Here is a 25,249-nt window from a genome sequence, read left to right as displayed (position 1 = left end):
TGACAGTATTTTCGGCGCCTTGCTATAAAGCGGCACGTTATTGTCATCAGGCCACCCAGCACCGTTTTCACACGCTTTCTTTACATACTTAGAAACATACTCAATAGAGCACAAGGGGACTTACGAGTGAACAAGTCGGAACTGATTGACGCTATCGCCGCACAAGCTGACATTTCGAAAGCCACCGCTGGCAAAGCGCTGGACGCAGTGATCGAATCCGTCACCGGCGCCCTGAAGCAAGGCGACGATGTCGTTCTGGTCGGCTTCGGCACCTTCACTGTCAAGGATCGTGCTGAGCGTACCGGCCGCAACCCGCAGACCGGTAAGGCGATCAAGATCGCTGCCGCCAAGGTGCCAGGTTTCAAGGCAGGTAAAGGCCTGAAAGACGCCGTCAACTAAGTCGTCTCTTTCAGCCGGACCCGGCCTGGCCAGGTCCGAGCACGCTGAAGGCGGGACGCAAACGTTACCGCCTGATTCGTATGCTAAGAAAAGGCGCATCCTCGGATGCGCCTTTCTTTTATCAGGACTCTACCCACGCTCCGCGGTTGTCGACGCAGTGGTACAGCCGTCTCTGGGGGACGCATGCTGCAAAATATCAGGGACAATTCACAAGGTTGGATTGCCAAAACCATCATCGGTCTCATTGTCGTGCTGATGGCATTGACCGGGTTCGAAGCCATTTTCCAAGCCGCCAGCCACAGTCAGGATGCTGCCAAGGTCAACGGCGAAACGATCAGCCAGAACGAGTTGAGCCAGGCGGCCGACATGCAGCGCCGCCAATTGGTGCAACAGCTGGGTAAGGACTTCGATCCTGCGCTGCTTGACGACAAGCTGCTGCGTGAAGAGGCCCTCAAGGGGCTGATCAGCCGCAAGCTGTTGCTCGAGGGTGCCAAAGACGCCAAGTTCGCGTTTTCCGATGCTGCGCTGGATCAGGTCATGCTGCAAACGCCGGAATTCCAGGTTGACGGCAAGTTCAACAGCGACCGTTTCGATCAGGTCATCCGCCAGATGGGCTATGGGCGTATGCAGTTTCGCGAGATGCTCGGTGAGGAAATGCTCATCGGGCAGTTACGTGCCGGAATCGCCGGCAGTAGCTTCGTAACCGATCAGCAAGTCGACGCTTTCGCACGCCTTGAAAAGCAAACCCGCGATTTCGCGTCCTTGACCTTCAAGGCCGACCCGGCTGCGATCAAGGTCAGCGACGAAGAGGTCAAGCAGCACTATGACGCCCATGCCAAGGAGTTCATGTCGCCCGACCAAGTCGTCATCGACTACGTAGAGCTCAAGAAATCGTCCTTCTTCGACCAAGCCAAGGTCACTGACGAGGCGCTCAAGGCTCAGTACGAGAAGGAGATCGCCAACCTTGCCGAACAGCGCCGCGCGGCGCATATCCTCATCGAGGTCAACGACAAGACGACCGATGCCCAGGCCAAAGCGCGTGCTGACGAAATCGAACAGCGCCTGGCCAAGGGTGAAGATTTTGCCGCGTTGGCGAAGGAATTTTCCCAGGATCCAGGTTCGGCCAATAACGGCGGTGACCTCGGCTTTGCCGGCCCTGGTGTGTACGATCCGGCGTTCGAACAGGCGCTGTATCAGCTGCGCGACGGTCAGGTCTCAGCTCCGGTTCGTACCGAATACGGCTATCACATCATCAAGCTGCTTGGCGTCGAGGCGCCCGAGGTGCCGAGCTTCGCTAGCCTGAAAGACAAGCTGACCCGCGACCTCAAGACGCCACTGGTCGAGCAGCGCTATGTGGACGCCAGCAAGCAGTTGCAGGACGCCGCTTACGAGGCCTCTGACCTGGTACAGCCGGCCCAGGACTTGAACCTCAAGGTTCAAACGTCCGCTCCGTTCGGTCGCGAAGGCGGCGACGGCATCACTGCTAACCGCTCCGTAGTGCAGGCAGCGTTCTCGGAGGAAGTGCTGGAAGAGGGTGCCAATAGCACCGCCATCGAGCTTGATCCTGAGACGACGGTGGTACTGCGCGTCAAGGAACACCGCAAGCCTGCGCAGCTGCCACTGGAAACGGTTGCCAAGAACATTCGCGAGCACCTGGCCAAGGAGAAAGCCACCGCTGCCCTCAAGACCAAGGCGGACAAGCTGATCGCGGGTCTGCGGGATGGCTCCATCGCCCCTGCGAGCGTTCAGGAAGGCCAGGGCTGGAAGCCCTATGAAGCCGTCTCGCGTGGTCAGGATGGTATCGACCCTGTCGAGCTGCAGGCATTGTTCCGTCTCGGCAAGCCGCAAGCCAAGGACAAACCCGTCTATGGCAGCGTCGTGCTGCGTGATGGCAGCCTGGTCGTGCTGCAACTCAAGGGCGTCAATGACGGTGCTGCGGCCACGGATGAAGAGAAGCAGCAGATCCGCCGCTACCTGGCGTCTCGTGCTGGCCAGCAGGACTTCGCCGCCTACCGCAAACAGCTGGAGGCCAACGCGGAAATCACGCGTTACTAAAAGCCGTTTGGAAACACCCGACAGGCCGCCGCAAGCGGCCTGTTTTTTTACCTGAGCGAAGGCGCCGCTAGCGTTTGACACCCTCATGATTGTCCAAGGTGTCGCGTGCAATCTCGCGCCCTAGTGCGATCAGCTCCGGTGCCTTGTAGAACTCGAAGAAGCGGCACACACGTTTGGGCACGTTGATCAGTACGTCAGGCGGATAGCCGGCGATCTTGTACTGCGCCAGTGAAGTCTGCATGACTTCGAAGCTCTGGTTGATCAAGTCCAGCAGCGAGGCGGGCCCTACGTTGTCGATGATGAACGAGCCGGTGGCAGACTTGGGCGCGCCTTCGCTTTCGGGTGCAGCCGTGGGCTGCTGTGCCTGTGGATCTGCCGAGTCGGCCAGCCAAGGGTTCACAGGCGGAAAACGGTCGCGCGTCATGCCTTTTTCGATACGGACCAACTCTTCGGCGGGCTTGCGGCGAAATGGCAGGTGCGAGCCAAGCGAGTTGATCAGTGCATCAAATCGCATCTTGAAGGCTGCAGGCCGCTCTATCACCGGAAGTTGATAGTGCTTCTGGTTGGTCGCGTTGAGGTTGACTGCAATGATCAGGTCGCAATGGCTCGATACCACGGGCACGATGGGTAACGGATTGAGGATGCCGCCGTCGACCAGCATGCGGTTACCCTGAACGACAGGCGTGAACAGACTGGGTATGGCAGCCGAGGCGCGCATGGCCTGGTGCAGGCAGCCTTCCTGAAACCAGATCTCCTGCTGGTTGGTCAGGTCAGCGGCAACGGCGGTATAGGGAATGCGCAATTGCTCGATGTCGATGTCGCCTACTATTTTGCGGATCTGGCCGAAGACCTTGTCGCCTCGGATGGCGCCCAGACTGAAGCTCACATCCACCAGGCGCAGGACATCCAGGTAGTCCAGGCTCTCGATCCAGCGCTTGTATTGCTCAAGCTTGCCTGCAGCGTAGATGCCGCCAACGACCGCTCCCATGGAGCACCCGGCGATGCAGGCGATTTCGTATCCGCGACGTTCGAGTTCCTCGATTACGCCGATGTGCGCATACCCTCTGGCCCCGCCTGATCCGAGCACCAATGCCACGCGTTTGTTCATCAACTTCCCTCAGCATTCGCGACTTAAACCCTACAATGCACGCATCGCACCCTCGGCATCAATGCGCAACCTGTCGAACACTAGCCTTGCCGAAGCCAAGCGGGCACTTTTGCAACGGGTTGGCGTCGAACGTGCATTGTTTCTTTCCCTCAGAGGTTTAACCGATGAAAGCCTGGATCTGCCTGCCGTTGATTGCCCTGACCCTTGCCGGTTGCGCTGGCAAGACGGCGTACCGTGACAGCTGTGCCACACAACTGGACGCCGCCTGGAAGGAGCTTGATCTGGCCAAGGCTGAAGGCTTTGCCGGGGCCGTGAGTTACTCCAAGGCGCTGTCGCTGCTCACTGGCGCCAAGACGCAACAGCAATTCGAGGGTTACGAAAGCTGCACGCGCAAGGCTGAAAAAGCACGCTTCTACATCCGTGAGTCCCGTGCCGGCCGTTGATCGAGGGTTGCCACGTGTCTGACATGATTGACCACCTCATCGCCCAGATCATCACCTTGCACGTCAAGCTCCTGGCGTGCCGCGAACGCCTGGCGGTCGACACCGACAGTGAAGCCTTGCACGACCTGCGCACCAGCGTGCGCCGCCTGCGCAGCCTGGTGCGACCGCTACGCGGGCTGCCGGGTGTGGAGCCACTCGAAAGTGCTGCCAAGGCTCTTGGAACGCTCACCACGCCGCTGCGCGATGGCGAGGTGCTGGGCGCCGCCCTCATTGCCCAGGGGGCCGAGCAAGCGGGCCGCAGGCGTCTGCAAGGGCGAGGACCATCTTATGCCAGCGTCGCACGCAGCCCGCAGCTGACCCGGCTGCTGGCTACGGTTGATGCGTTCCCCGGGTTTGTGCGTGGTGCAGAGCGCGATGGCCTGATTCAGGGGTTGGACAAGCATATCGAGAAACGCCTGCGCAAACAGTGGCGCAAACTGGCTGCGGCCTTGCAAGATCCCGAGCACGATCGCCACCGGTTGCGGTTGCTGATCAAACGGGCGCGGTACGCAGACGAAGCCTACCCCCAGTTTGGCCACGCCTCGAAGAAGCTTCAGCGCACCCTGAAACGCGCACAGGGCGATCTGGGGGATTGGCATGACCGTCTGCAATGGCTGCTGCAAGCGCAACAGCATGCCGATCTGGCTGGCTGCGTTAGCGGATGGGCACACGAACTGGAAGAGGCCGAGCGTCGGTCGGACAGCACGCTGGACGCGTTGGGTGAGGCGTTGGCCCACCACAAGCCCGGACAATGACCGATATGAAGGCTGCCGCGGGGGCTAGGGCCGGCTAGGATGGACATCCGTTACCCGTCCAGGAGCTGCCCAATGACGTTCGAACAAGTGCTTGAGGCTGCCAGAGCTCACCCCGACAGCGTATGCGTACCGGCAGGGTGGGGCCAGGGACGAGCGATCTTTGGCGGCCTGATGGCTGCCATGGTGTTCGAGGCGATGCGTGCCCGGTTAGGCCATGACCGCCCGGTGCGCTCGCTGGCCATTACCTTTGTGGCCCCTGCTTCGTCAGATACCCCGATTCGTCTGGAGGTCGAAGTATTGCGCCAGGGCACGGGTGTCAGCACGCTGCTGGGTCGCGCCGTGCAGCAGGGGCAGGTGGTGACGCTGGTACAGGGCAGTTTCGGCGCCGCACGAAGCTCTGCGGTGTCCGTACTGCCCCTGCCTGCGCCGCAGATGCCAGCCCTTGAGCAAAGCGCGGCAGCCTTGCCTCACATCCCGGGAGTGACCCCGGAATTCATGAAGAACCTGGAGTTGCGCTGGGCAATCGGTGGGCTGCCGTTCAGCGGCAATGACTCGCGCGTCATGGGGGGCTGGGTGCGCTTGCGTGACGTGCAGGGCGGGGTAATGAGCGAGGCGCACCTGCTGGCATTGGTAGACGCATGGCCACCTAGCGTACTGCCCATGCTGAAACAGCCAGCGGCCGGCAGTACGCTTACCTGGACCATCGAGTTCGTGCAGCCTGTACGCTCGCTGAACGCTGGCGATTGGTGCCAGTACCGTGTGGAGACCGAATACGCACACGAGGGCTATGGCCATGCCGCCGCCGCATTATGGAGTGACGATGGCGCGTTGTTGGCCTTGAGCAGGCAAACGGTGACGGTATTTGCGTAAAGCCCATCACCGTCGAGGCTTATGACGGTCGCGCCAGGCCTGCCACCACGCGCTACTCAGGACGAAACGCGGGAATGTGATGAACTGTTCGCTGAGCACGCGTTGAACACGGTCAGTTCGGTCGATGAAGGGCTCTTGAGTATCCGCCTCCAGGCGGTGGCCGTGACGTTGAAGCGCAATGGCCGCGACCAGGGCGAGTAGACCGACGGCCAGCTGCACGATGTCCAGCCCTAACAAGCCAGACACGATCAACAGCGCACCTAAGATGAACAGCGGAACCGCTATCAAATGCAGCACCAGGTTTGCAGGGTGACGGTGGCTGTGCGGGTAGCCGCGCCATTGCCAGGCGAGCAGATTGGGTAGGCGTTTGTTCATGGGCACTTCCTCTCGGTCATGCCCAAAGCTTAGTGTGCAGGCGCGCGCAGAGCCAATCGGCGCTGGCTATGAACCTTATAGCTTCAGTTGACCTATGGCCTTGTTAAGCGCGCCGGCCAGGGTCGCGAGTTCCGAACTGGTGGTGGCCGAACCTACGGTCTGCTGCACGGTTTGCTCAGTGACATCACGGATGCTGACCACGGCGCGGTTCATCTCCTCTGCCACCTGGCTCTGTTGTTCGGCAGCCACGGCGATCTGGGTGTTGCTTTCACGCATCTGCGCCACTGCGCCGGTGATCTCGGCCAATGCCGCACCTGCTTCCTGGGCCTGTTTTACACAATCGTCGGCTTTGTAGGAGCTTTCCTGCATGAACTCGACCGCATCCCGCGTGCCTGACTGCAGGGCAGACACCATGGTGGTGATCTCGTCGGTTGATGACTGAACCCGTTTGGCCAGGTTGCGCACCTCATCGGCCACCACGGCGAACCCGCGGCCCAGGTCACCGGCACGGGCCGCTTCGATGGCCGCGTTCAGTGCCAGCAGGTTGGTCTGCTCGGCAATGCTGTGAATGACGCTGACCACCCCATTGATCTTCTGGCTGTCTTCGGCCAGTTGACGGATCATTTCGGCGGTCTGCTGGACGCCGCTGGAAAGCCCGGCAATGGACGTCTGCACGCGATTGACCACGTCCTTTCCACTGCCGGCGAGCGTGTCGGCAGTCTGGGAAAGATCGCGGGTCGCCCCTGCATGCTGGGCGATATGGTAGACGGTGGCGGACATTTCATTGATGGCTGTCGCGGCTTGGTCGGTTTCGCTCTGCTGCCCCAGCATGCCGTGGCGCACGTCGTTCATGCTGGCCGCAAGACGCGCAGCACCTGAGTCGAGCTGTGCTGCAGTGGTGGCAACGGTGCTGACGATACGGTGGTAGGTACCCTGCATGGCATTGAAGGCGCCCGCCATCTGACCGACTTCGTCACCGCCGGCCAGGGGTACGCGAGCGGCCAGGTCGCCGGTTTTTTCCACATGCAGCATCACGTCCTTGAGTGTGTTGAGCTGGCTGAGTAGAAAGCGGATCAGCAGTTGCGAAGCGGCGAGCATGGCCAGCATCAGAATCAGCACGCACACCGCATAATGCGAGAATCGATCGATGAAGACTTGGCGCAGGCTGGGTGACTGGGCAAGTACTGCGACGTAATGATCACCGCTTTGCAGCACATGAGCACCCTGTAATGGGTCTTGTCCCAACAGTTGGCTGGAGGGCAGTGCTACCCAGCCCTGTGCGCCGCGCAGGGCCTCCAGGGGCTCGCCGGCGAAGGAGGGCGTCTGCCCAGCACGCCAGGTGATGATGCTTGGCGAAAGAGGCAAAGGCTGGCTTTCGGGCCACGCCGCCAGCAGGCTTGCCTGGGCGGTGGCTTGGTGTACAGCCCCTTCAGCACGGGCGCGTTGCTCCAGGTGAACCGCGTACAGCACCAATAGCAAGGTGGTCACGAAGGCTACGGCGTTGACCGCCCAGAACTTGTATTTCAGTGAAACATTGCTAAGCCAGGCACCCATGGGCAGGTCTTCTCTGAGTTGAGCGAAAACAATATTGGCAAGGTGCCATCATTGTGCCCAGAGCGACTCGGAGGGTGTTGATATGTATCAAGAGATATCAGGGTAGCTACGGTAACTTGAAGAATGCCTTGGCCGTGGCAGTGGTGTGCGCGGCGGTTTCTTGCAGGGTTTCCCTGCGGTGCAGCGCCACTTCTCGCAGCACTTCAGGCAGGTACGCCGGCTCGTTACGCCCGTTCTTGGGCTTAGGGCGCAGGCTGCGCGGCAGTAAATATGGCGCATCGCTCTCCAGCATCAAGCGGCCGGTTGGGATACTGCCCACCAGTCCATGCAGGTGCGTCCCACGTCGTTCGTCACAGATCCAACCGGTGATGCCGATGTGCAGGTCCAGGTCCAGGTAGCTGAACAGGGCAGCGCGTTCCCCGGTAAAGCAATGGACCACGGCTGCTTTCAACTGGTCGCGATACTCTTTCAGGATGGCCAGCAGGCGCTCGCTGGCGTCGCGCTCATGGAGAAACACCGGTAGCTGGCATTCCACGGCCAATGCCAGCTGGGCATGCAAGGCCTTTTCCTGAGCAGGGCGTGGAGAGAAGTCACGATTGAAGTCCAGGCCGCATTCGCCTACAGCGCGCACCCGCGGCTCGGCGAGCAGTTGGCGCACGTGCGCTTCGCTCTGGCTGTTCCAGCTGTTTGCATCGTGCGGGTGAACCCCGGCCGTCGCGAACAGGTGAGTTTGCGCGCTGTCCAGTTGCTGGCAGAGGTCAATTGCCTGTTCACTCACAGGCAGGCTTGTGCCTGTCAGAACCATTTGCGCGACGCCCGCTTCCAAGGCGCGGTTGACCACTTCCGCTTGGCGGTCATGGAAACTGCTGTTGGTCAGGTTGACGCCAATATCGATCAATTGCATGGTGCTACCTCGTGCCGCAGGGACGCCAGCATAGCAAAAGCCCGTGCCGAACTGGTTGTCCAAGAACTTCAAGTCCAGGGCATGGTCTTTTTGACCTCAAGCCCAAACGTGGCGAACGTCATTGTTGGCTACCCACTCACGACGGATCCCTTGAATGCCACGCTACTGGCTCATGTTCATGCTGCTGTTAGGCCTGCCCCTGGCCAGCCAGGCGCAGACGCAGGTACGTCCACCGGGCCCGCAGCACCACATCCCGCCGGCCAATGCCCGCGATCTCCAGCACATTCGCAGCAGCAAGGTCTTGCGCGTGCTGGTCAATCAAAGCCGCAACAGCTCTGGCGAGGTAAAGGGCGAGCCGGTGGGCGTCGAGTACTACCGCCTGCGCGCGCTCGAGCACTTCCTCAATGCCCGGGCACAGGACAGCCAGCGCATCGAACTCAAACTGATCCCCCGCGCCAAGGAGCAACTCCTGGGCGCACTGGGGCGCGGGGAGGGCGATTTGGCCGCCCCAGGCGAACTGCTCGATCCTGCCACGGTGCGTAATGTCGTGGCGACTGCCCCAGTACGTGATCAGGTGGCGCTGGTATTGGTCGGACGCAAGGGGGAGCGCACCTTCAGCCAGGCAGAACAGTTGTCAGGCCGCACCATCGCGCTGACCAGCGCAAGTGCCGCGGGCCCGGTGATCGAGCAACTGAACCAGCGCCTGGCCTTGCGCAAGCGCCCTGCGGTCAAGGTCGAGTGGGTGGATCCGACCCTGGCCATCGAGGATGTGCTGGAGATGGTCCAGGCCGGGATCTATCACTTGACCGTGGTCGAGCAGCCAATCGCCCGCCGCTGGTCAAAGGTCATGCCCAAGCTACGTGTCAACCCACGCGTGCACCTGGGGCCCCCGCAAGCCATGCGCTGGTACGTTGGGCGTAACTCGCCGCAGTTGCAGGCATCGGTCGACCGCTTCCTACAAAACTATCGTGCCCCTGACAACGAGGATGCAGCGTTCGAGCGCATCTATCGGCGTCAGTACCGGGTACACAACCCGCTCGCCCGTCAGGACCGCCAGCGGTTGGCCTCGGTGAGTGCCGTGTTGAAAAAGCATGGCCAAGCGCAGCAGATCGACTGGCTCAACCTTGCCGCCTTGGCATTCAAGGAATCGACCCTCAACCCGGCCGCGCGCGGGGCAGGGGGCGCACATGGGTTGATGCAGATCACGCCGGCAGCTGCCCAGCGGGTCGGGGTCAGCAACATCAAGACGGTGGACGGCAATGTCCAGGCCAGCGCGCGTTACCTGGCCCTGATCCGGCGCAAGTTCTTTTCCAGCCCCCGCATCAATGAGCGTGAGCGCATGGCGTTCGTGTTGGCCGCCTACAACCTGGGCCCCGAGCGCGTGCAAGCCATGCGCGCCGAAGCGCGCAAGCGTGGACTCAACGGTAACCAATGGTTCTTCCAGACCGAACGCATCGCCATGGAGCAGGTGGGCATGGGGCCGGTCAACTTCGTCAACAGCGTGAACAAGTACTTCCTGGCGTTCAATCGGGAGCGGCGGGTGCTGGAGCCCAAGGGCAAACACTAAGCGGGGCCGCACCGGAGCGGGCAATTGGCCAGAATCGGGCGCTTGCATGTTCGGTTCAATCGCTCTAGCATGACGCCTGCGCCGATTTAAACAGCTACTTGCGGGGCGCAGAGACGCCCCAGGGGTGTTTCGAAATACCGCTAAAGCGCTGGTTCGGTGACGCCTCCCACCGCTGCCCAGCGAGATTGGCGAGGCGGAGAATGCACCATGAGTTGCCCACGTACCAGCGTCTGTCTAAGCCCGCTGCCTGTCAGTCAGGCATCGCGTACCCCGCGCATCCTGCTTGGGGGGCCGCACCAGCCCACACTTTTGCGCCACCTCGAAGGTTTGTCCCGTCGAAGGGGCCAGGCCCGCGCATTCCTGATTCAGTTCGCCGAGACCGGCGAGCATTTCGCCCAGTACGCCAATGACCGGTTTGACCTTGCCGTGATTCAAGCACCCGCGGCCGAGGCCTCGGCCGAAGTGATCGGCCACCTGGTGCGTATCGCACGCCAAGGCCTGATCACGGCACGCTGAAAAGCCTGCCGTCCCGCGGCGGTGCACAAGAATCAGGGTTTGACGAACCGGGGCGCGGTTTCGTGTGCATCGTATTGAATGTCGGTGACGTCCCAGTAGGCTTCCCCCGTTGGCGTGCGCACTGTGATCTCGTCCCCGACGCATTTGCCTATGCAGGCCCGGGCCATCGGTGAATCGATGGAAATGAAGTCCTTGCGGTCGTAGATTTCATCCGCGCCGACGATTCGGAACCGTTTGCTTTCGTCCTCCTCGTTGGCGATGGTTACCCACGCCCCAAAGAACACTTTTCCTTCCTGCGCGGGCGAGTAGGGCACCACGCGCAGGTTCTCGATGCGCTTGCGAAGGTAGCGCACACGCCGGTCGATTTCCCTCAACCGTTTCTTGTTGTACTGGTAGTCCGCGTTTTCACTGCGATCGCCCAGGGACGCTGCCCAGGTCACTTTGCGCGTGATCTCCGGTCGCTCATCGCGCCAAAGCCAGTCCAGTTCATCTTTAAGGGCTTGGTAGCCTGCTTCGGTGATGAGGTCAGTCGCCATGTGTGCCTTTTTCCGTATTCGAACCTGGCCGACAGGGTCGCTGCGCGCACGGGGAGGCGGCGCAGGGTAGCCGGGAGGCTACAGACGTTAACCGCCCAGCAGCGCCATGTTCAAGCACTGGGTACTGTGGTTGGAAGAAGGGGCGATGGCTTGGGCCGGCAGAGTCTCCGTCCGCTTACTGCGGACGGGGGCGGTCAGGGCGCAGATCCAGGGCATCAAGCCGTTTGGCCGTGGCCTTGTGGCGTCTGGCGCTTGGCAGGATCACCCAGCCACAGCATCAGGCAGGTACCGATCAACAGAATCGATGCAACCGCGAAAAAAGGCAGCGTGAAGCTTTGCGTGGCATCTTTGATCAGGCCGATCAGGAATGGGCCGGTGAACCCGCCGAGATTGCCGATCGAGACGATCATGGCCAGGCCGCCAGCTGCCGCACGGCCGGTCAGAATGGTCGATGGAATCGCCCAGAAGGTCGCCTGGAAAGACAAAATCCCGGAGACCGCCATGCACAGGCAGGCGATCTTCATCACCGGCTGCTCAATCAACGCTGCGCCCACCAATGCCAAGGCGGCGAAAGCGAGCGCACTGGCGACGTAAGGAAGACGGTGCTCGCTGCGGTTGGCCAGGCGTGCCCATAGGGTCATGGCCGCTGCACCCAGCAGGTAAGGCAGTGCTACCACGAAACCTACGGTCCCGCTGGAAATACCCAGGCTCTTGATGATTTGTGGAAGCCACAGGCCGATGCCAATGGAGCCCACGATGCAGCAGAAATTGATCGCAGCCAGCGTAAACACCTTCGGATTGGTCAGTGCAGCGCGCAGGGTCGTGCCGTGGGACGCACCTATCGCTTGTTGCTCCTGAGCCAGGCGCTGAGTGAGCCAGGCTTTCTCCCGGGGCTTGAGCCACTTGGCCTTGGCCGGGGTGTCGACCAACACGAACAGGCAGGCAATGCCCAGCAGCACTGCCGGCATTGACTCGGTCACCAGCAGCAGCTGCCAGTTCTTGAGCCCCCAGACACCGTGCTGCTCCATCAGCCAGCCCGACAACGGTGAGCCGACAATGTTGGCCACAGGGATGCCCAGCAGGAATGCCGCCGTGGCCTTGGCCCGCCACTTGCCTGGGAACCAGTAGGTGAAATACAGGTAGACCCCAGGGGTGAAGCCCGCTTCGGCCAGCCCCAGGAGGAACCGTGCGATGCTGAAGCTGATGGGCCCGGTGGCAAATGCGGTGGCCATCGAGATCAGTCCCCAGGTGATCATGATCCGTGCGATCCATACCCGCGCGCCAAAGCGCTGCATCAGTAGGTTGCTGGGGATTTCAAACATGAAATAGCCGAAGAAGAACAGGCCCGCCGCCCAACCGAACATCGTCGCTGTCAGGCCCAGGTCCTGGTTCATGCTGATGGCGGCGAAACCCACGTTCGTGCGGTCGAGGTAGCTGATCACGTAGCAGATGAAGATGAATGGCACCAGGCGCCAGAGGATCCGGCGCATCAGGCGTTCACCCTCGGCGTCACTGAGCGGCGCTTGTGCGCTAGGGTTTTCGTAAGTCATGTCGTCACTCTTTTTGTAGTTGTGGTGTGCGCTGACAGGCGCGTTCAGCTGTGGGAGAACATCGGCAATCCTGGTGCGTGGGTACGGACCTGCAGGATGCTGCCGGTCTCGGATTCGGTGATGAACAGCGTCTGGCCATCGTCGCCACCAAATGCCAGGTTGGTGTTGCTGATACCTGCGCAGGAGACGATGCGTTGCAGGGGCTCGGCGACCCTGGACAGCTTCCACACCGAGCCGAACCCGGTATGGGCGATGTACAGATTGCTCTGGGCATCCAGGGCCAGACCGTCCGGGCCCCCGAGCCCACCGTGGAGCTGCGCGAAAACGCCAACTTTGCCGATCATCGAACCGTTGCCCAGCGGGATGCGCCAGATTTGCTGAGCGCGGGTGACCGCTATCAGCAGGTGGTTCAGATTGGGGTCATAGACGATGCCATTGGGGCTGGGAACAGTGTTGAGCAGGCAGCTCAGATTGCCTCGGGCATCGAGTTTGTAGACCCGTCCGGTAGGGTCCTGTAAGCCAGTCTGGCCTTGGTCGGTAAAGTACAGGTCGCCGTTGGGCGCAAACACGAGGTCGTTGACGCCCTTGAACCCTTCGGAACCGGCCGAATCGAGCAGCGGTTCGATGGTCCCGGAGTGCGGGTCGAGCACCATGATTCCGCGCTTGTAGTCCGTGATGAAGACTCGTCCGTCCTGATGGATTTTCAGGCCATTTGGCCAGCCGTCGTACTGGCACACCAATTCCCACTCGCCTTGAGGTGAGATGCGGAAAATCCGGCCGTTGGGTATGTCCGTCACGTAAAGCCGACCTGATCGATCAAACGAGGGGCCTTCAAGGAACGAATCGATGGCCCGACCCTGGCGATTGGCGTTGGCCCAGGCGGTAGGCCGTGGGCGTCGGAAATGATCGGGCAGGCGGGTGAAAACGGTGGTCTCGACAGTCGGTGGGGCAGCGAAAAAGCTCATGCTCAGGCTCCTGGCCGCAAAGGGCGCGAAGGGAACAGGATTTTGGATCTTATTTTTTACGCAACGTCGTTTCAAAATAAATCATAAGATCAAAAAAATAGATAGCCTTCATGTCGTTTATCGGCTGCTTACGCGGATTTCAGAGCCATATTTTCGATTAAAGAAAACGCCATTCCAAAATAGGAAAGAGGACAATTGCCTGGTCGAGGCGGTCATTGCGCGGTTCGATGCTAGCTGCGGCCCTTCGTAGCTCTGGGCATGCTGGTTTTTCAAGCGCTTGATCAGGGATGCCGTGGCAGTTGTCAGCACATTGCCAGATAATGGACGCTTTCAATGCCGACAATGACTTTCATCATTCACAGGTGAGGAACTCTCGATGGTAAATGTCCGGCCGCGTCCAGCGGTTAATGGAGTGGCTTCGGCCGACCGCGTGCTGACGGTGCTTTCTGCGTTTCAGGTGGGGGACACGGCGCTGACGCTTGTCGAGCTTGTCGAGCGTACCGGGCTGATCAAAAGTACCATCATGCGCCTGATGGTTTCGCTTGAGAATCACGGCTATGTCAACCGCATGGCCGACGGTCGCTATCAACTGGCCAGTGAAGTGATGCGGCTTAACGCCGTGTACGAAGAGGGTATCGATCTGGAGCGGCACGTGATGCCCAGGCTGCACCTTCTGGCCGAACGTACGGGTGAAACGGCGTCGTTCTACGTACGCCACGGGGCCTACCGCATGTGTCAGTACCGGGTGAATTCCCCCCATCGTCTACGCATGCACGTTCAACCTGGCGATATGCGTCCGATGGACGATGCTGCCGGCGCCCAGGCATTGCGTACACCGTTTGCCAGCGGCATCACCATGCAGCAGCCGTTCTTCTCGATGGGAGCCACGGACCCGCATGCGGCTTCGGTAGCCTTTCCCGTCTACGGGGCAGGTGATGAATTGGTCGGTGCATTGGTGCTGTCAGGCCCTTCGAGCCGGTTGACGCCAGAGTGTGCCGAGGCGATTAACGACGTCTTTCTCGACGCAACCCGCGATCTGATGCGAAGCCTGGGTTGCAAGGCCGCTTGAAACGCGCTGATGGATGAGGCCGGCGTTGGGGCTTCACGGCTTGGCTAATCTACCCTTGAATGCTAAAGGGACGGGGTGGCGCAGCTGATCGCCAACCAAGGATGTCGTGAAGATCACCCTTCACGCAGAACCGCCAGCGGTGAGGCGTTAAGTGCGCGGCGAGTGCCGAGCACACCCGCGCAGCCGACCAGCAGCGCGCCTGCAACGGGCATCAGCAGCAACCACGGGTGCAGGCTCCACGGCAGTGCGAAAGCGTAGTGGTACAAGACGAAGGTGATCAGTTCGCACCCCAGCGCCGCCAGCAAACCGCTCAGTGCTCCCAGCAAGCCGAATTCGATGCGCCGTGTCTTGGTCAGCAATTGGCGTTGGGCTCCCAGGGCACGCAACAGTGCACCTTGACGAATGCGCTCATCCAACGTGGCTTGAAGGCCTGCGAACAAAACGGCCATTCCTGCGGCCAGTACGAACAGCAGCACGTACTCTACAGCCAGCGTGACCTGAGCAAGTATGCTGCGTAGCTGGGCGAGCAATGCATCGACCTGAAGGATGGTCACCGCAGGAAATGCGCGCGACAGGGCGACGATTTCCTGATCATGCCCGGGTGCGAGGTAAAAACTCGTCAGATAGGTGGTAGGCAGCCCTTGCAACGTACCGGGTTGGAAGATCATGTAGAAATTGGGCTGAAAGCTGTCCCAGTGCACGCTGCGCAGACTGGTCACCTTGGCCTGGCGCTGCTGGCCCCCAATATCGAACGTGAGCCTGTCCCCCAGCTTCAGCTGAAGGCTTTCGGCGAGCTGGGCCTCCACCGATACGCCAGGTACATCGTCATCGCTTGGTGATCCTTGCCACCAATGACCACCGGTCAATTGATTGCCGTCAGGCAACTGCGCCGCCCATGTCAGGCTCAGGTCCCGTTGCACCGCGCGTTCGCCTGCAGAGTCCTTCGTGACGATCTGTTGGACCGGCTGCTGATTGATCTCGATCAGCCGCCCAGGTGTGACCGGGTACAGGGGGGCCGCAGCGGCGTTGATCTGTTTGAGCTGTTGGGCGAAGCGGTCCTGGTCGTCAGGCAGAATATTGAGTGCGAAATGATTCGGGGCATCTTCAGGCAGCTGTGCCTGCCAGGTGTCGAGCAGCTCCGCACGCAGCAGCGCGACCAGGCCCATGGCGAGCAGGATCAGCCCGAAAGCCAAGGCCTGCCCGGCGGCGGCCGTGGGGTGGCGAAGCAGCTGCCCCAGCCCCAGGCGCCAGGCCAGCGGCGCCCCTGACAGGAGCCGACGCAGGCTGCGCAAACCCAGCCACAGCAACCCGCCCAGCACCAGGGCTGCCGCCAGGCCGCCTGCCAGGAGTGCGAAGGTGAGCAGCAGGTCAAGGCTCAACCGCCACATGATAAGCCCCAAGGCGAACAGGGCTGCACCGTAGACCAGCCAGCTACTGGGAGGTACAGGGAGCAGGTCACGACGCAGCACCCGCAACGGGGGCACTTTACCCAAGGCTGCAATCGGCGGCAGGGCAAAGCCTGCCAGCGCGACCAGCCCCGTGGCGACGCCAGCCAAGGCCGGCCACAGGCTCCCTGGCGGTACGTCGCTGGGCAGTAATCCGTGCAGCAGCTTGAACAAACCCAGCTGCGCAAGCCAGCCCACTGCGGCGCCCACGATCGCAGCTGCAAGCCCGAGCATGGCCAGCTGCAGGCTGTACAGGAGCAGCGCCTGGCGCCGCGATAGGCCCAGGCAACGCAGCAGGGCGCTGGCGTCCAGGCGCCTGGCGGCATAGCGACTGGCAGACAGCGCCACGGCAACACCGGCCAGCAATACTGCAACGAGGCTGGCCAGGTTCAGGTAACGCTCGGCTTTGCCCAATGCGCCGCCGATCTGCTGGTTGCCATCGCGGGTGTCGCGCAACCGCTGGCTGGCCGAAAGTGTGTTCTCGACGCTGGCGCGGTATTGCGCCAATGCCTCGGCAGGGCCGCTCCACAGGTCACGGTATGTCACGCGGCTGCCGGGTTGCACCACGCCGGTCGCTGGCAGGTCCGCCAGGTTCATCATCACCCGTGGGGTCAAGCTATAGAAGTTGTTTGCCCGGTCCGGTTCATAGGTCAGCACGCGGCTTATGCGCAGGGCCTTCATGCCCACATCGATGCTGTCGCCGATGTTCATGCCCAATGCCACCAGCAGCCGTGGTTCCACCCACACCTCGCCGGCTGCCGGCCCGCCGCCTGGTCTTTCCTCGGCATAAGGCTCGGCGGCGCTGCGCACCTGGCCGCGCAATGGGTAGGCGTTATCGGCGGCCTTGACCCCCGCGAGCTGGATACCGTTATCTGCGCCCACCACGCTGGTGAATTCGACCACCTGCGCGTGATGCAGCCCCAAAGACTCGCCGAGTGCAATCTGTGGCGCCGCGGCCGGGGCGCTGCCCTGCAGTACCAGGTCCGCGCCCAGGAACTCACTGGCGCGCAATTGCATGGCGGCGTTGAGCCGGGCACCGAAATAACCGATGGCGGTACTGGCCGCCACGGCGACCAGGAGCGAGAAGAACAATACCCGCACTTCGCTGGCCCGAAGATCGCGCAGCAGCTGTCGCCAGGCCAGCCCCAGCAGGCGCGCCGCCGGCATGCCCTTCATCCGGCCTCCAAGGGGCTGACCAACTGGCCACCATCCAGGCGGATATGGCGGTGGCAACGGCGCGCCAGCCGCTCGTCATGGGTCACCAGGATCAAGGTGGTGCCGCGCTCCTGATTCAGTTCGAACAGCAGGTCGCTGACGCGCTCGCCCGTATGGCTGTCGAGGTTGCCCGTCGGTTCGTCGGCAAACAGTACGGCGGGCTGAGCAGCAAAAGCACGGGCAAGGGCCACCCGCTGTTGCTCACCGCCCGACAGCTGCCGAGGCGTATGGGTAAGCCGTTGCCCTAACCCTACGCGTTCGAGCAAGGTGCGCGCGTGATCGCGCGCGTCTGCGCGACCATGCAGCTCCAACGGCAACATCACGTTTTCCAGTGCATTGAGGCTGTCGAGCAACTGGAACGACTGGAACACAAAGCCCACGTGCTCGGCCCGGATGCGGGCCCGCTGGTCCTCATCGAGCGCGCCTAGGTCGTGCCCGGCGAGCGTCACCGAACCTTGGCTGGGCTGATCGAGCCCGGCCAGCAGCCCAAGCAGGGTCGACTTGCCTGAACCTGAGGCGCCGACGATGGCAAGGCTGTCCCCTGCGGCCAGTTCCAGCGACATGGGGTGCAGGATGGTGAGTTCACCTTCCGCGCTGGTGACCACTTTGCTAAGGTGCTGCGCAACGAGCATGCTGGGGCCCATGGAGAATCCGATGCGAATATGGTTGATGAGTGCCGGTCTGGCCCTGTATTGCCTGGCCCAGAGCGCGACTGCGGGAACGGTGCTGATTGTCGGTGATAGTATCAGCGCAGCTTTTGGCCTGAATACCCGCGACGGTTGGGCATCCTTGTTGCAGACCCGCCTGCGTCAGGAAGGTTTCGACGACAAGGTGGTCAACGCCTCGATCAGTGGCGACACCAGTGCCGGCGGGCAAGCGCGGCTGCCAGCATTGCTGGCGGCGCACACGCCTGAGGTGGTGGTGCTCGAGTTGGGAGGCAATGATGGGTTGCGCGGCCAGCCGCCGGCGCAATTGCGACAGAACCTTGCCGCGATGATCGATCAGTCGCGCCAGGCAGGTGCCAAGGTCTTGCTGCTGGGCATGCAGCTGCCTCCCAACTATGGCGTTCGCTACACCACCGCTTTTGCCGAGGTGTACAAGGAGTTGGCCAAGGACAAGCAAGTAGCACTGGTGCCGTTTTTCCTGGAAGGGGTAGGGGGCGTTCCTGAGTTGATGCAGGCAGACGGCATCCATCCTGCCCAAGGCGCCCAGCAGCGGCTGCTGGAAAACGCCTGGCCGGCGCTTAAACCCTTGCTCTGACGCTTTAAACGGGGGCGGGTTTGGGCTAATGTTGCGCCCCCCGTTCCGAGTACCCCCGATGCCGCGCCCTGCCTGGTCCCTTTTCGCCTACCAATTGATCGAGCCCGACGAACAGCTTGACCTGTTCGCCTGCCAGGAAAGTCGCGTTCACCTGGTCGCGCGGCAGCTCGAACTCGGCGTGCCGGTGGACAGAACATTGTGCGGGGGGCTGTTGCCTGCGCACCCCCGCTGGTCCGGCGTGCCACGCACCATCTATCGCGATACCCGGCTGTGCGAGCTGTGCCGCGCCATTCTTGATGCGCAGCGGCGAGGTATGCGGCCGGTCTGGCCACAATTGCAGGCGGTCTGAGGCGCGCACCTTTCATCATCTGTAACCGCGTCCGGCCTAGGATGCCTCCCGCTGTCTTGGGTGGGGGTGTACAATCATGCCTTTCGTCCCACCTTCCAAAGGATTTACCGGATGTCGCCGCGCTTTCCCGCCGTCACTCGTAGCCTGTCCCTGGCCGCCTTGCTGGTAGCGGGGCCCGCTGTCGCACTGGAGCTGCCACTGCCGCCACCTGGGGACGACATCGTCGGTCAGGTGCATGTGATCAAGGCCAAGTACGAAGATACATTCGCCGATATCGGTACGGCCAATGACCTGGGCTATCTGGAGATGATCGCCGCCAACCCGGGTGTCGATCCCTGGCTGCCTGGCGCAGGCACCGAAATCATCTTGCCCACGCGCTACATCCTGCCACCGGGTCCTCGTGAAGGCATCGTCATCAATCTTGCCGAGTACCGCTTGTATTACTACCCCAAAGGCGAGAATGTGGTGCACACCTTCCCGTTGGGGATCGGTCGCGAAGGCTGGGGCTCGCCGATTGCCAATACCAAGATCATCGCCAAGACGCCAAATCCTACCTGGACGCCGCCGGCGTCGATCCGCGCCGAGCATGCAGCCGATGGCGACATCTTGCCTGCCGTGGTTCCGGCAGGTCCGGACAACCCGCTTGGGCCCTTCAAGTTCACCCTGGGTGTACCGGGTTACCTGATCCACGGCTCAAACAAGAAATTCGGGATCGGCATGCGTACCAGCCATGGCTGCTTCCGCATGCTCAACAACAACGTGCTGGAACTGTCGGGCATGGTGCCGGTGGGCACTCCTGTTCGCATCATCAACGAACCGTACAAGTTCGGGTTGAGCGGGGGCAAGGTATACCTCGAAGCCCACACGCCGCTGGATGATCAAGGCAATCCGTCGGTGGTCGACAAGCATACGGCGGTCATCAACGCGTTGCTCAAGCGTGAAGACCTAGCCAATAACCTGCGCATGAACTGGGACATGGTCCGCGACGTCGTGGCTGCCGAAGATGGCATGCCGGTGGAGATTGCTGTGCCCCTCGACAATCAGGGCGCTACGCCCATGGTTTCGACGCTTCCGGAGGAGATGCAGTAACCCTCTGTACGAACTGCGTTGCCAAGCCGCGCCGGGCATCCTTGGCGGCGTATCGCGCGATCAGGGGCGATTTCGAAATCCAAAAAAAAGCCGACCCCAAGGGGGTCGGCTTCATAACAGCCCCAAGGGACTATTATTTGCGGCTGGCTTTGTCCAGCATGCGCAGTGCGCGCTCATTGGCTTCGTCAGCGGTCTGCTGAGCTTTCTGAGCGGCTGCCAGTGCGTCGTCAGCCTTGCGGTAGGCTTCATCGGCACGAGCTTGTGCGCGGGCTGCTGCGTCTTCAGTTGCAGTCAGGCGAGCTTCGGTTTCTTTGGAGACGCTGCTGCAACCGGTAGCCAGAACTGCGGCCAGAGCCAGAGCAGAGAATTTCAGAACGTTGTTCATCGTGTTCCCCTTCAAGGACTTTCTATTAATGAGCCATCTCTCAGAAAAGAGAAACTGGCCGGCGTACATAGTACCCATTACTTGTAGTAAGTAAACTGACTGAACGCAAGAACTGCAAAAAAAACAGTGCGCAGTTTCTGCGCCCGCAGAGGAGCGCGGCTCATCGCCCTGAGCCAGCAGGTCAACTCAGTACTAACGGCAACTTTCATGTTGAACTAAGGGTGACTTCTACTGTCTTTGTGCGTCTTAGTCCTACATCATTTGTCGGCAAAGCTAACGTCACACTTAACAGCGCAAGCCGTCGGTAGCTTGCATTCATTCAAAGCGCTTCACTTGAGCAATCCACGGGTATGCGCCTAGTATGTCGGTCTACAGAAAACCCGAACGAACGCAGACGTCCAGCGGTCCAACGCGCAATAGACGATGCATGTGCCAAGTGTACCGGGTATTGACCATCGGTTAGGCTATGGGTCTGCCAGAAAGGCCCGCAAGGAGTAGTGATGAGCGAAGCGCTGACCATCCACCATGACCAGGCGGGTCATCAGTTCGAGACCAATGTGGACGGTCATCGTGCGTATCTGACCTACATGGACCTGGGTAAGCAGACGCTGGACATCTACCGCACGTTCGTACCCAACGCCTTGCGCGGGCGTGGTATCGCCGCTGCCCTTACCGAGCGCGCGCTGCAGTATGCCGAGCAGATGGGCTATACGGTGATACCGTCGTGCTCGTACGTAGAGCGTTACATGGAGCGTCAGCAGCGTCACGCCAGCAAGGTGTGATCGCTGCTTTGAACACTAGGGCCTGAACGGCCCCCCAAGGTCTCAGGCGCGATTGCGCTGAGGGAGTACGTCCTTCAACTTCGCGCGCATGCTGCGCAGCGTCTTCTCGGTCGCTGACCAGTCGATGCAGGCGTCCGTCACGGAAACGCCATACTGCAGCTGGGACAAGTCCTTGGGAATGGATTGGCAGCCCCAGTTCAGGTGGCTCTCGACCATCAACCCAATGATCGATTGGTTGCCCTCCAGAATCTGGTTCGCCACGTTTTCCATCACCAGCGGTTGCAAGGCCGGGTCCTTGTTGGAGTTGGCATGGCTGCAATCGACCATGATGTTGGCCTTGATCTTGGCCTTGGCCAGGTCCTGTTCGCACAGGGCGACGCTGACCGAGTCGTAGTTGGGTTTGCCATTACCGCCGCGAAGCACGACATGCCCGTAGGGGTTACCCTTGGTGGTCACGATGGAGACGCCACCTTCCTGGTTGATCCCCAGGAACCGGTGCGGCTTGGACACCGACTGCAGGGCGTTGATAGCGACGGTCAAGCCACCGTCCGTACCGTTCTTGAAGCCGACGGCCGACGACAGGCCAGAGGCCATTTCGCGGTGGGTCTGAGACTCGGTGGTACGGGCACCGATGGCTGACCAGCTGATCAGATCCTGCAGGTACTGTGGCGAAATTGGATCCAGTGCCTCAGTGGCCGTGGGCAAGCCCATTTCGGCGAGGTCCAACAGCAGCTTGCGACCGATATGCAAACCATCCTGGATCTTGAAGGAGTCGTCCAGGTACGGGTCGTTGATCAGGCCCTTCCAGCCCACGGTGGTACGCGGTTTTTCGAAATACACCCGCATCACCAGGTACAACGTGTCGGACACTTCTTCGGCCAGGGCCTTCAAGCGCGCTGCGTATTCATGCGCGGCCTTGATGTCGTGGATGGAGCAGGGGCCGACCACGACGAACAGGCGGTGATCCTTGCCATCGAGAATATTGCGCACCACGTCACGGCCAGCAGTCACGGTCTGCAGGGCCTGGGCGCTAAGGGGGATTTCCTTCTTGAGCTGGTCGGGGGTGATCAGCGTCTCGTTGGATGCAACGTTCAAGTCATCGATCGGTAAATCAGCCATCGTGTTACTCGTCAGGTCACGGGTGCCGGCCGCCAGCTACCCCCGTGCGGCCCAGCAGCAAGAATAATCGCAGCGGGGAGCCGAACCTTAGCGCGTTAGCGTTTGCGCCACAATGGGCATTGCCCCGTGCAGGCGGGGTTTTTCCGGGTAGCAGGGGTCGACGGCGAGCATCGATCTGCGCGAAGGTGCCCAACCGGTGTAATAAACAGGCTGACAAGAGAAGGAGAACCGCATGCACGCGCGCAACCCCCGGATTGGCATCATCGGCAGCGGTGCCATAGGCGGCTTTTACGGGCTGCTGCTGGCAAAGGCCGGCTTCGATGTGCACTTTTTGCTCAGAAGCGAGTATGAAGCGGTCAGTCATTACGGGCTGACCGTCCAGAGCGCTGTCCATGGTCGGCTGCACGCCAACGTAAATTGCTACGCCGACGCGGCGCAAATGCCGCCGTGCGATTGGCTATTGATAGGCGCCAAAGCCACCGGCAACTCCCAACTGGCGCCGTTGATCGTACAGGCCGCTGCACCGGATGCGAAAGTGGTGCTGCTGCAGAACGGACTGGATGTCGAAGCGCAACTGCGCCCGTTACTGCGGGCTGATATGCACCTGCTTGGCGGGTTGTGCTTCGTCTGCGCCGAGCGTCAGGCACCCGGAGTGATTCGCCATCAGGCGTTGGGTACCGTGAACGTGGGTTATCACAGTGGTCCTAGTGACGATGGCGGGCGCCGCCTGGTGGAGCAGGGGGTTTCATTGTTCCAGGCTGCGGGGGTGAGTTCTGTGGGCATGCCTGATCTGGCTGGCGCCCGGTGGCAAAAGTTGGTGTGGAACGTCCCTTTCAACGGCTTGTCAGTGTTGCTCGGCGCCAGCACGGCCCAGCTGCTGGGCGACAGCCATGCTCGCACGCTGGTGCAAGCCTTGATGGAGGAGGTGATGGTGGGCGCTGTCGCTTGTGGTCATGCCATGCCCGCAGGCTATGCTCAGCAACTGCTGAGCATGACCGAGCGCATGCCTGATTACTGGCCCAGCATGTACCACGACCACGTTCATCATCGACCTCTAGAGACAGAGGCCATCTATGCAGCGCCTCTGGTCCGCGCCCAATCCGCGGGTTGCCATTTGCCCCGCATGGAGATGTTGTACCAGTCGCTGAGGTTCCTCGGTAAAAACAGTGAAGGGGCCATACTTTAGGCGCAGTCATGCACCAGGCTGGGCAAGCGAGGCGCCGATGCACTGCTAAGCTCAAGTTTGCCCTGCCGCCATGGCAGTCGAGGAGGTCGAATGATCCGCTCTCTGCTGTACGCCACAGATCTCGGCGTCTATGCGCCATTCGTGATGCAGCATGCGCTAGCGTTGGCGCGCACATTCGGTGCCGAGTTGTACGTCATTCATGCGGTCGAACCGATGGGCCAGTTTGCCGAATCCCTCCTGCAAAGTTACCTGGACGAACACACCCTGGACCAGCTGCACAGCCAGGGTGTGGGTACGGTGATGGCCAACATCGAGCAGCGTGTACTGGAAAATTTTCGTGAGGAGCTGGGGGAACAAGCCGATCTAGCGGTGCTCAAGGCGGTGCGCGTGCGCCAGGGCGACCCTGCGCAAGTCATCCTGGATCAGGCCCAGCGCCTGAGTGTCGACCTGCTTGTCTTCGGCAGTCACAGCGCCGGGGCGGGCGTGGACGTGCCCTTGGGTAGGACGGCGGTCAGGTTGCTCCAGCTCTCGCCTGTACCGGTCTACATGGTCCCCTTGGCACAGCATCTAGGCCGTAGGAAAGGCTGAATTACGCTGTGGGAATATTCCGGGCGATGTAACAAAATAGTTCTAGATTTATTACGATTACCACTAATATAGTTATATATCGTCGCTGCCCGCTGCCGCTGACCCACGCTGAACTGAGGGAACCTTATGAAGCTTCAACAACTGCGCTACATCTGGGAAGTAGCGCACCATGACCTCAACGTCTCTGCGACAGCACAAAGCCTGTATACCTCGCAGCCGGGGATCAGCAAGCAGATCCGACTGCTCGAAGACGAGTTGGGCGTCGAGGTATTTGCGCGTAGCGGCAAGCACCTGACGCGTGTGACCCCAGCAGGGGAGCGCATCATCAACACCGCTGGCGAAATCCTGCGCAAGGTCGAGAGCATCAAGCAGATCGCCCAGGAGTTCTCCAACGAGAAAAAGGGCACGCTCTCCATCGCTACCACCCATACCCAGGCTCGCTACGCTTTGCCTCCGGTGATCAGTGGCTTCATCAAGCAGTACCCGGAAGTGTCCTTGCACATGCATCAAGGCTCCCCGATGCAGATCGCCGAGATGGCCGCAGACGGTACAGTGGATTTCGCTATCGCCACAGAAGCGCTCGAGCTGTTCGGCGACCTGATCATGATGCCGTGCTACAAGTGGAACCGTTGCGTGGTGGTTCCGCAGGGCCATCCATTGGCCAAGCTTCCCAAGCTGACCCTCGAAGCGGTGGCCGAATATCCCATCGTTACCTATGTGTTCGGCTTTACTGGGCGCTCCAAGCTGGACGAAGCTTTCAGCAACCGCGGCCTGACGCCCAAGGTGGTGTTCACGGCGGCGGACGCGGACGTGATCAAAACGTACGTCCGCCTCGGTTTGGGCGTGGGAATCGTTGCAGGCATGGCAGTTGACGCCAAGCTGGACGGTGACCTGGTAGCCCTGGACGCCAGCGAACTGTTCGAAGCCAGCATCACCAAGATCGGCTTCCGGCGTGGCACTTTCCTGCGCGGGTTCATGTGCGACTTCATCGAGAAGTTTGCGCCGCACCTGACCCGTGAAGTGATGGCCAAGGCCATCCAGTGTCACAACAAGCAGGAGCTGGAGGTGTTGTTCGAAGGTGTCGAGTTACCGGTGCACTGATCCTCGGACGCAAGGGCCGCCACGC

Annotated in this window: 26 protein-coding genes; 15 read left to right on the top strand and 11 right to left on the bottom strand. The window is 61.1% G+C overall.

The genetic code is table 11. The features are described 5' to 3' along the window. Nucleotides 1-126 precede the first annotated feature (126 nt). Both hupB and FS767_RS04050 read left to right on the top strand, forming a co-directional pair. Nucleotides 127-399, top strand: a complete 273-nt coding sequence (hupB, locus tag FS767_RS04055; RefSeq protein WP_058603781.1) for a nucleoid-associated protein HU-beta — start codon at nucleotides 127-129, stop codon at nucleotides 397-399. Between the two features lie 183 nt (nucleotides 400-582). After that, nucleotides 583-2,454, top strand: a complete 1,872-nt coding sequence (locus tag FS767_RS04050; protein ID WP_144964281.1) for a SurA N-terminal domain-containing protein — start codon at nucleotides 583-585, stop codon at nucleotides 2,452-2,454. 67 nt (nucleotides 2,455-2,521) lie between these two features. Here FS767_RS04050 and FS767_RS04045 read toward each other — a convergent pair whose 3' ends face one another. Beyond that, on the bottom strand, nucleotides 2,522-3,562 hold the full coding sequence (locus FS767_RS04045) for a patatin-like phospholipase family protein (protein ID WP_144964280.1): 1,041 nt from the start codon (nucleotides 3,560-3,562) through the stop codon (nucleotides 2,522-2,524). Nucleotides 3,563-3,726: 164 nt separating this feature from the next. Here FS767_RS04045 and FS767_RS04040 point away from each other — a divergent pair, with 164 nt between their 5' ends. From FS767_RS04040 to FS767_RS04030, 3 genes are all read left to right on the top strand, one after another. Beyond that, nucleotides 3,727-4,005 carry a hypothetical protein gene (locus FS767_RS04040; protein ID WP_023536014.1) on the top strand — a complete coding sequence of 93 codons (279 nt, stop codon included), beginning with the start codon at nucleotides 3,727-3,729 and terminating at the stop codon, nucleotides 4,003-4,005. A 14-nt stretch (nucleotides 4,006-4,019) separates the two neighbouring features. Next, nucleotides 4,020-4,799: a CHAD domain-containing protein gene (locus FS767_RS04035; RefSeq protein ID WP_144964279.1), complete on the top strand. Its 780-nt coding sequence runs from the start codon at nucleotides 4,020-4,022 to the stop codon at nucleotides 4,797-4,799. Between the two features lie 72 nt (nucleotides 4,800-4,871). Further along, the gene (locus FS767_RS04030) at nucleotides 4,872-5,669 is read left to right on the top strand and encodes an acyl-CoA thioesterase II (protein ID WP_144964278.1); all 798 of its coding nucleotides are present in this window, start codon (nucleotides 4,872-4,874) and stop codon (nucleotides 5,667-5,669) included. A 6-nt stretch (nucleotides 5,670-5,675) separates the two neighbouring features. Here FS767_RS04030 and FS767_RS04025 read toward each other — a convergent pair whose 3' ends face one another. The 3 genes from FS767_RS04025 to FS767_RS04015 all read right to left on the bottom strand — a co-directional run bounded on the left by FS767_RS04025 (nucleotide 5,676) and on the right by FS767_RS04015 (nucleotide 8,502). Further along, complete coding sequence (locus FS767_RS04025) at nucleotides 5,676-6,044, bottom strand: terminase (RefSeq protein WP_144964277.1); 369 nt, start codon at nucleotides 6,042-6,044, stop codon at nucleotides 5,676-5,678. Nucleotides 6,045-6,119: 75 nt separating this feature from the next. Continuing rightward, the gene (locus FS767_RS04020; protein ID WP_144964276.1) at nucleotides 6,120-7,598 is read right to left on the bottom strand and encodes a methyl-accepting chemotaxis protein; all 1,479 of its coding nucleotides are present in this window, start codon (nucleotides 7,596-7,598) and stop codon (nucleotides 6,120-6,122) included. Between the two features lie 106 nt (nucleotides 7,599-7,704). Further along, entirely contained in the window at nucleotides 7,705-8,502 is a 798-nt protein-coding gene (locus FS767_RS04015) for a TatD family hydrolase (protein ID WP_144964275.1), read from the bottom strand. Between the two features lie 154 nt (nucleotides 8,503-8,656). On the opposite strand from FS767_RS04015, the gene FS767_RS04010 reads away from it, so the two are divergent. Next, nucleotides 8,657-10,069, top strand: a complete 1,413-nt coding sequence (locus FS767_RS04010; RefSeq protein WP_144964274.1) for a transglycosylase SLT domain-containing protein — start codon at nucleotides 8,657-8,659, stop codon at nucleotides 10,067-10,069. Nucleotides 10,070-10,276: 207 nt separating this feature from the next. Then, nucleotides 10,277-10,585 carry a hypothetical protein gene (locus FS767_RS04005; RefSeq protein ID WP_144964273.1) on the top strand — a complete coding sequence of 103 codons (309 nt, stop codon included), beginning with the start codon at nucleotides 10,277-10,279 and terminating at the stop codon, nucleotides 10,583-10,585. Nucleotides 10,586-10,617: 32 nt separating this feature from the next. Here the strand turns inward: FS767_RS04005 and greB are convergent, their stop codons facing one another. The 3 genes from greB to FS767_RS03990 form a co-directional block, all read right to left on the bottom strand. Then, nucleotides 10,618-11,121, bottom strand: coding sequence for a transcription elongation factor GreB (gene greB / locus FS767_RS04000; protein ID WP_058603791.1), 504 nt, complete (start codon nucleotides 11,119-11,121; stop codon nucleotides 10,618-10,620). A gap of 215 nt (nucleotides 11,122-11,336) precedes the next feature. Further along, the gene (locus tag FS767_RS03995) at nucleotides 11,337-12,671 is read right to left on the bottom strand and encodes an MFS transporter (protein ID WP_058637408.1); all 1,335 of its coding nucleotides are present in this window, start codon (nucleotides 12,669-12,671) and stop codon (nucleotides 11,337-11,339) included. A gap of 44 nt (nucleotides 12,672-12,715) precedes the next feature. Then, nucleotides 12,716-13,636: an SMP-30/gluconolactonase/LRE family protein gene (locus FS767_RS03990; protein ID WP_144964272.1), complete on the bottom strand. Its 921-nt coding sequence runs from the start codon at nucleotides 13,634-13,636 to the stop codon at nucleotides 12,716-12,718. Between the two features lie 376 nt (nucleotides 13,637-14,012). Between FS767_RS03990 and FS767_RS03985 the strand changes: the two genes are divergently transcribed. After that, nucleotides 14,013-14,705 carry an IclR family transcriptional regulator gene (locus FS767_RS03985; protein ID WP_144964271.1) on the top strand — a complete coding sequence of 231 codons (693 nt, stop codon included), beginning with the start codon at nucleotides 14,013-14,015 and terminating at the stop codon, nucleotides 14,703-14,705. 113 nt (nucleotides 14,706-14,818) lie between these two features. Here FS767_RS03985 and FS767_RS03980 read toward each other — a convergent pair whose 3' ends face one another. Together FS767_RS03980 and FS767_RS03975 are read right to left on the bottom strand one after the other, a co-directional pair. Beyond that, nucleotides 14,819-17,326 carry an ABC transporter permease gene (locus FS767_RS03980; RefSeq protein WP_144964270.1) on the bottom strand — a complete coding sequence of 836 codons (2,508 nt, stop codon included), beginning with the start codon at nucleotides 17,324-17,326 and terminating at the stop codon, nucleotides 14,819-14,821. After that, the gene (locus FS767_RS03975) at nucleotides 17,323-18,009 is read right to left on the bottom strand and encodes an ABC transporter ATP-binding protein (protein ID WP_144964269.1); all 687 of its coding nucleotides are present in this window, start codon (nucleotides 18,007-18,009) and stop codon (nucleotides 17,323-17,325) included. The genes FS767_RS03980 and FS767_RS03975 overlap by 4 nt, the downstream gene beginning before the upstream one ends. 10 nt (nucleotides 18,010-18,019) lie before the next feature. Between FS767_RS03975 and FS767_RS03970 the strand changes: the two genes are divergently transcribed. From FS767_RS03970 to FS767_RS03960, 3 genes are all read left to right on the top strand, one after another. Next, nucleotides 18,020-18,625 (top strand): arylesterase, encoded by a 606-nt coding sequence (locus FS767_RS03970; RefSeq protein ID WP_144964268.1) that lies wholly within the window; start codon nucleotides 18,020-18,022, stop codon nucleotides 18,623-18,625. Between the two features lie 58 nt (nucleotides 18,626-18,683). Next, on the top strand, nucleotides 18,684-18,974 hold the full coding sequence (locus FS767_RS03965) for a hypothetical protein (protein ID WP_058603804.1): 291 nt from the start codon (nucleotides 18,684-18,686) through the stop codon (nucleotides 18,972-18,974). 111 nt (nucleotides 18,975-19,085) lie between these two features. Then, nucleotides 19,086-20,063 carry a L,D-transpeptidase family protein gene (locus FS767_RS03960; RefSeq protein WP_144964267.1) on the top strand — a complete coding sequence of 326 codons (978 nt, stop codon included), beginning with the start codon at nucleotides 19,086-19,088 and terminating at the stop codon, nucleotides 20,061-20,063. Between the two features lie 133 nt (nucleotides 20,064-20,196). On the opposite strand, the gene oprI is transcribed toward FS767_RS03960, so the two are convergent. Further along, on the bottom strand, nucleotides 20,197-20,448 hold the full coding sequence (gene oprI, locus FS767_RS03955; RefSeq protein WP_003259780.1) for an outer membrane lipoprotei OprI: 252 nt from the start codon (nucleotides 20,446-20,448) through the stop codon (nucleotides 20,197-20,199). A 500-nt stretch (nucleotides 20,449-20,948) separates the two neighbouring features. Here oprI and FS767_RS03950 point away from each other — a divergent pair, with 500 nt between their 5' ends. Further along, a complete protein-coding gene (locus FS767_RS03950; protein WP_023536046.1) occupies nucleotides 20,949-21,230 on the top strand; it encodes a GNAT family N-acetyltransferase in 282 nt (93 codons plus the stop codon). Nucleotides 21,231-21,272: 42 nt separating this feature from the next. Here the strand turns inward: FS767_RS03950 and FS767_RS03945 are convergent, their stop codons facing one another. After that, nucleotides 21,273-22,349, bottom strand: a complete 1,077-nt coding sequence (locus FS767_RS03945; protein WP_058603806.1) for a 3-deoxy-7-phosphoheptulonate synthase — start codon at nucleotides 22,347-22,349, stop codon at nucleotides 21,273-21,275. A 232-nt stretch (nucleotides 22,350-22,581) separates the two neighbouring features. Between FS767_RS03945 and FS767_RS03940 the strand changes: the two genes are divergently transcribed. The 3 genes from FS767_RS03940 to cysB all read left to right on the top strand — a co-directional run bounded on the left by FS767_RS03940 (nucleotide 22,582) and on the right by cysB (nucleotide 25,224). Continuing rightward, the gene (locus FS767_RS03940; RefSeq protein ID WP_144964266.1) at nucleotides 22,582-23,535 is read left to right on the top strand and encodes a putative 2-dehydropantoate 2-reductase; all 954 of its coding nucleotides are present in this window, start codon (nucleotides 22,582-22,584) and stop codon (nucleotides 23,533-23,535) included. A 90-nt stretch (nucleotides 23,536-23,625) separates the two neighbouring features. Beyond that, nucleotides 23,626-24,123 (top strand): universal stress protein, encoded by a 498-nt coding sequence (locus FS767_RS03935; protein WP_058603808.1) that lies wholly within the window; start codon nucleotides 23,626-23,628, stop codon nucleotides 24,121-24,123. Nucleotides 24,124-24,249: 126 nt separating this feature from the next. Further along, nucleotides 24,250-25,224 (top strand): HTH-type transcriptional regulator CysB, encoded by a 975-nt coding sequence (cysB, locus tag FS767_RS03930; protein WP_144964265.1) that lies wholly within the window; start codon nucleotides 24,250-24,252, stop codon nucleotides 25,222-25,224. Nucleotides 25,225-25,249 lie beyond the last annotated feature (25 nt).

The sequence above is a fragment of the Pseudomonas sp. DE0010 genome, from assembly GCF_007680745.1.
Taxonomy (GTDB): Bacteria; Pseudomonadota; Gammaproteobacteria; order Pseudomonadales; family Pseudomonadaceae; genus Aquipseudomonas; species Aquipseudomonas parafulva_B.
This window is presented reverse-complemented; position numbering and strand designations above follow the sequence as displayed.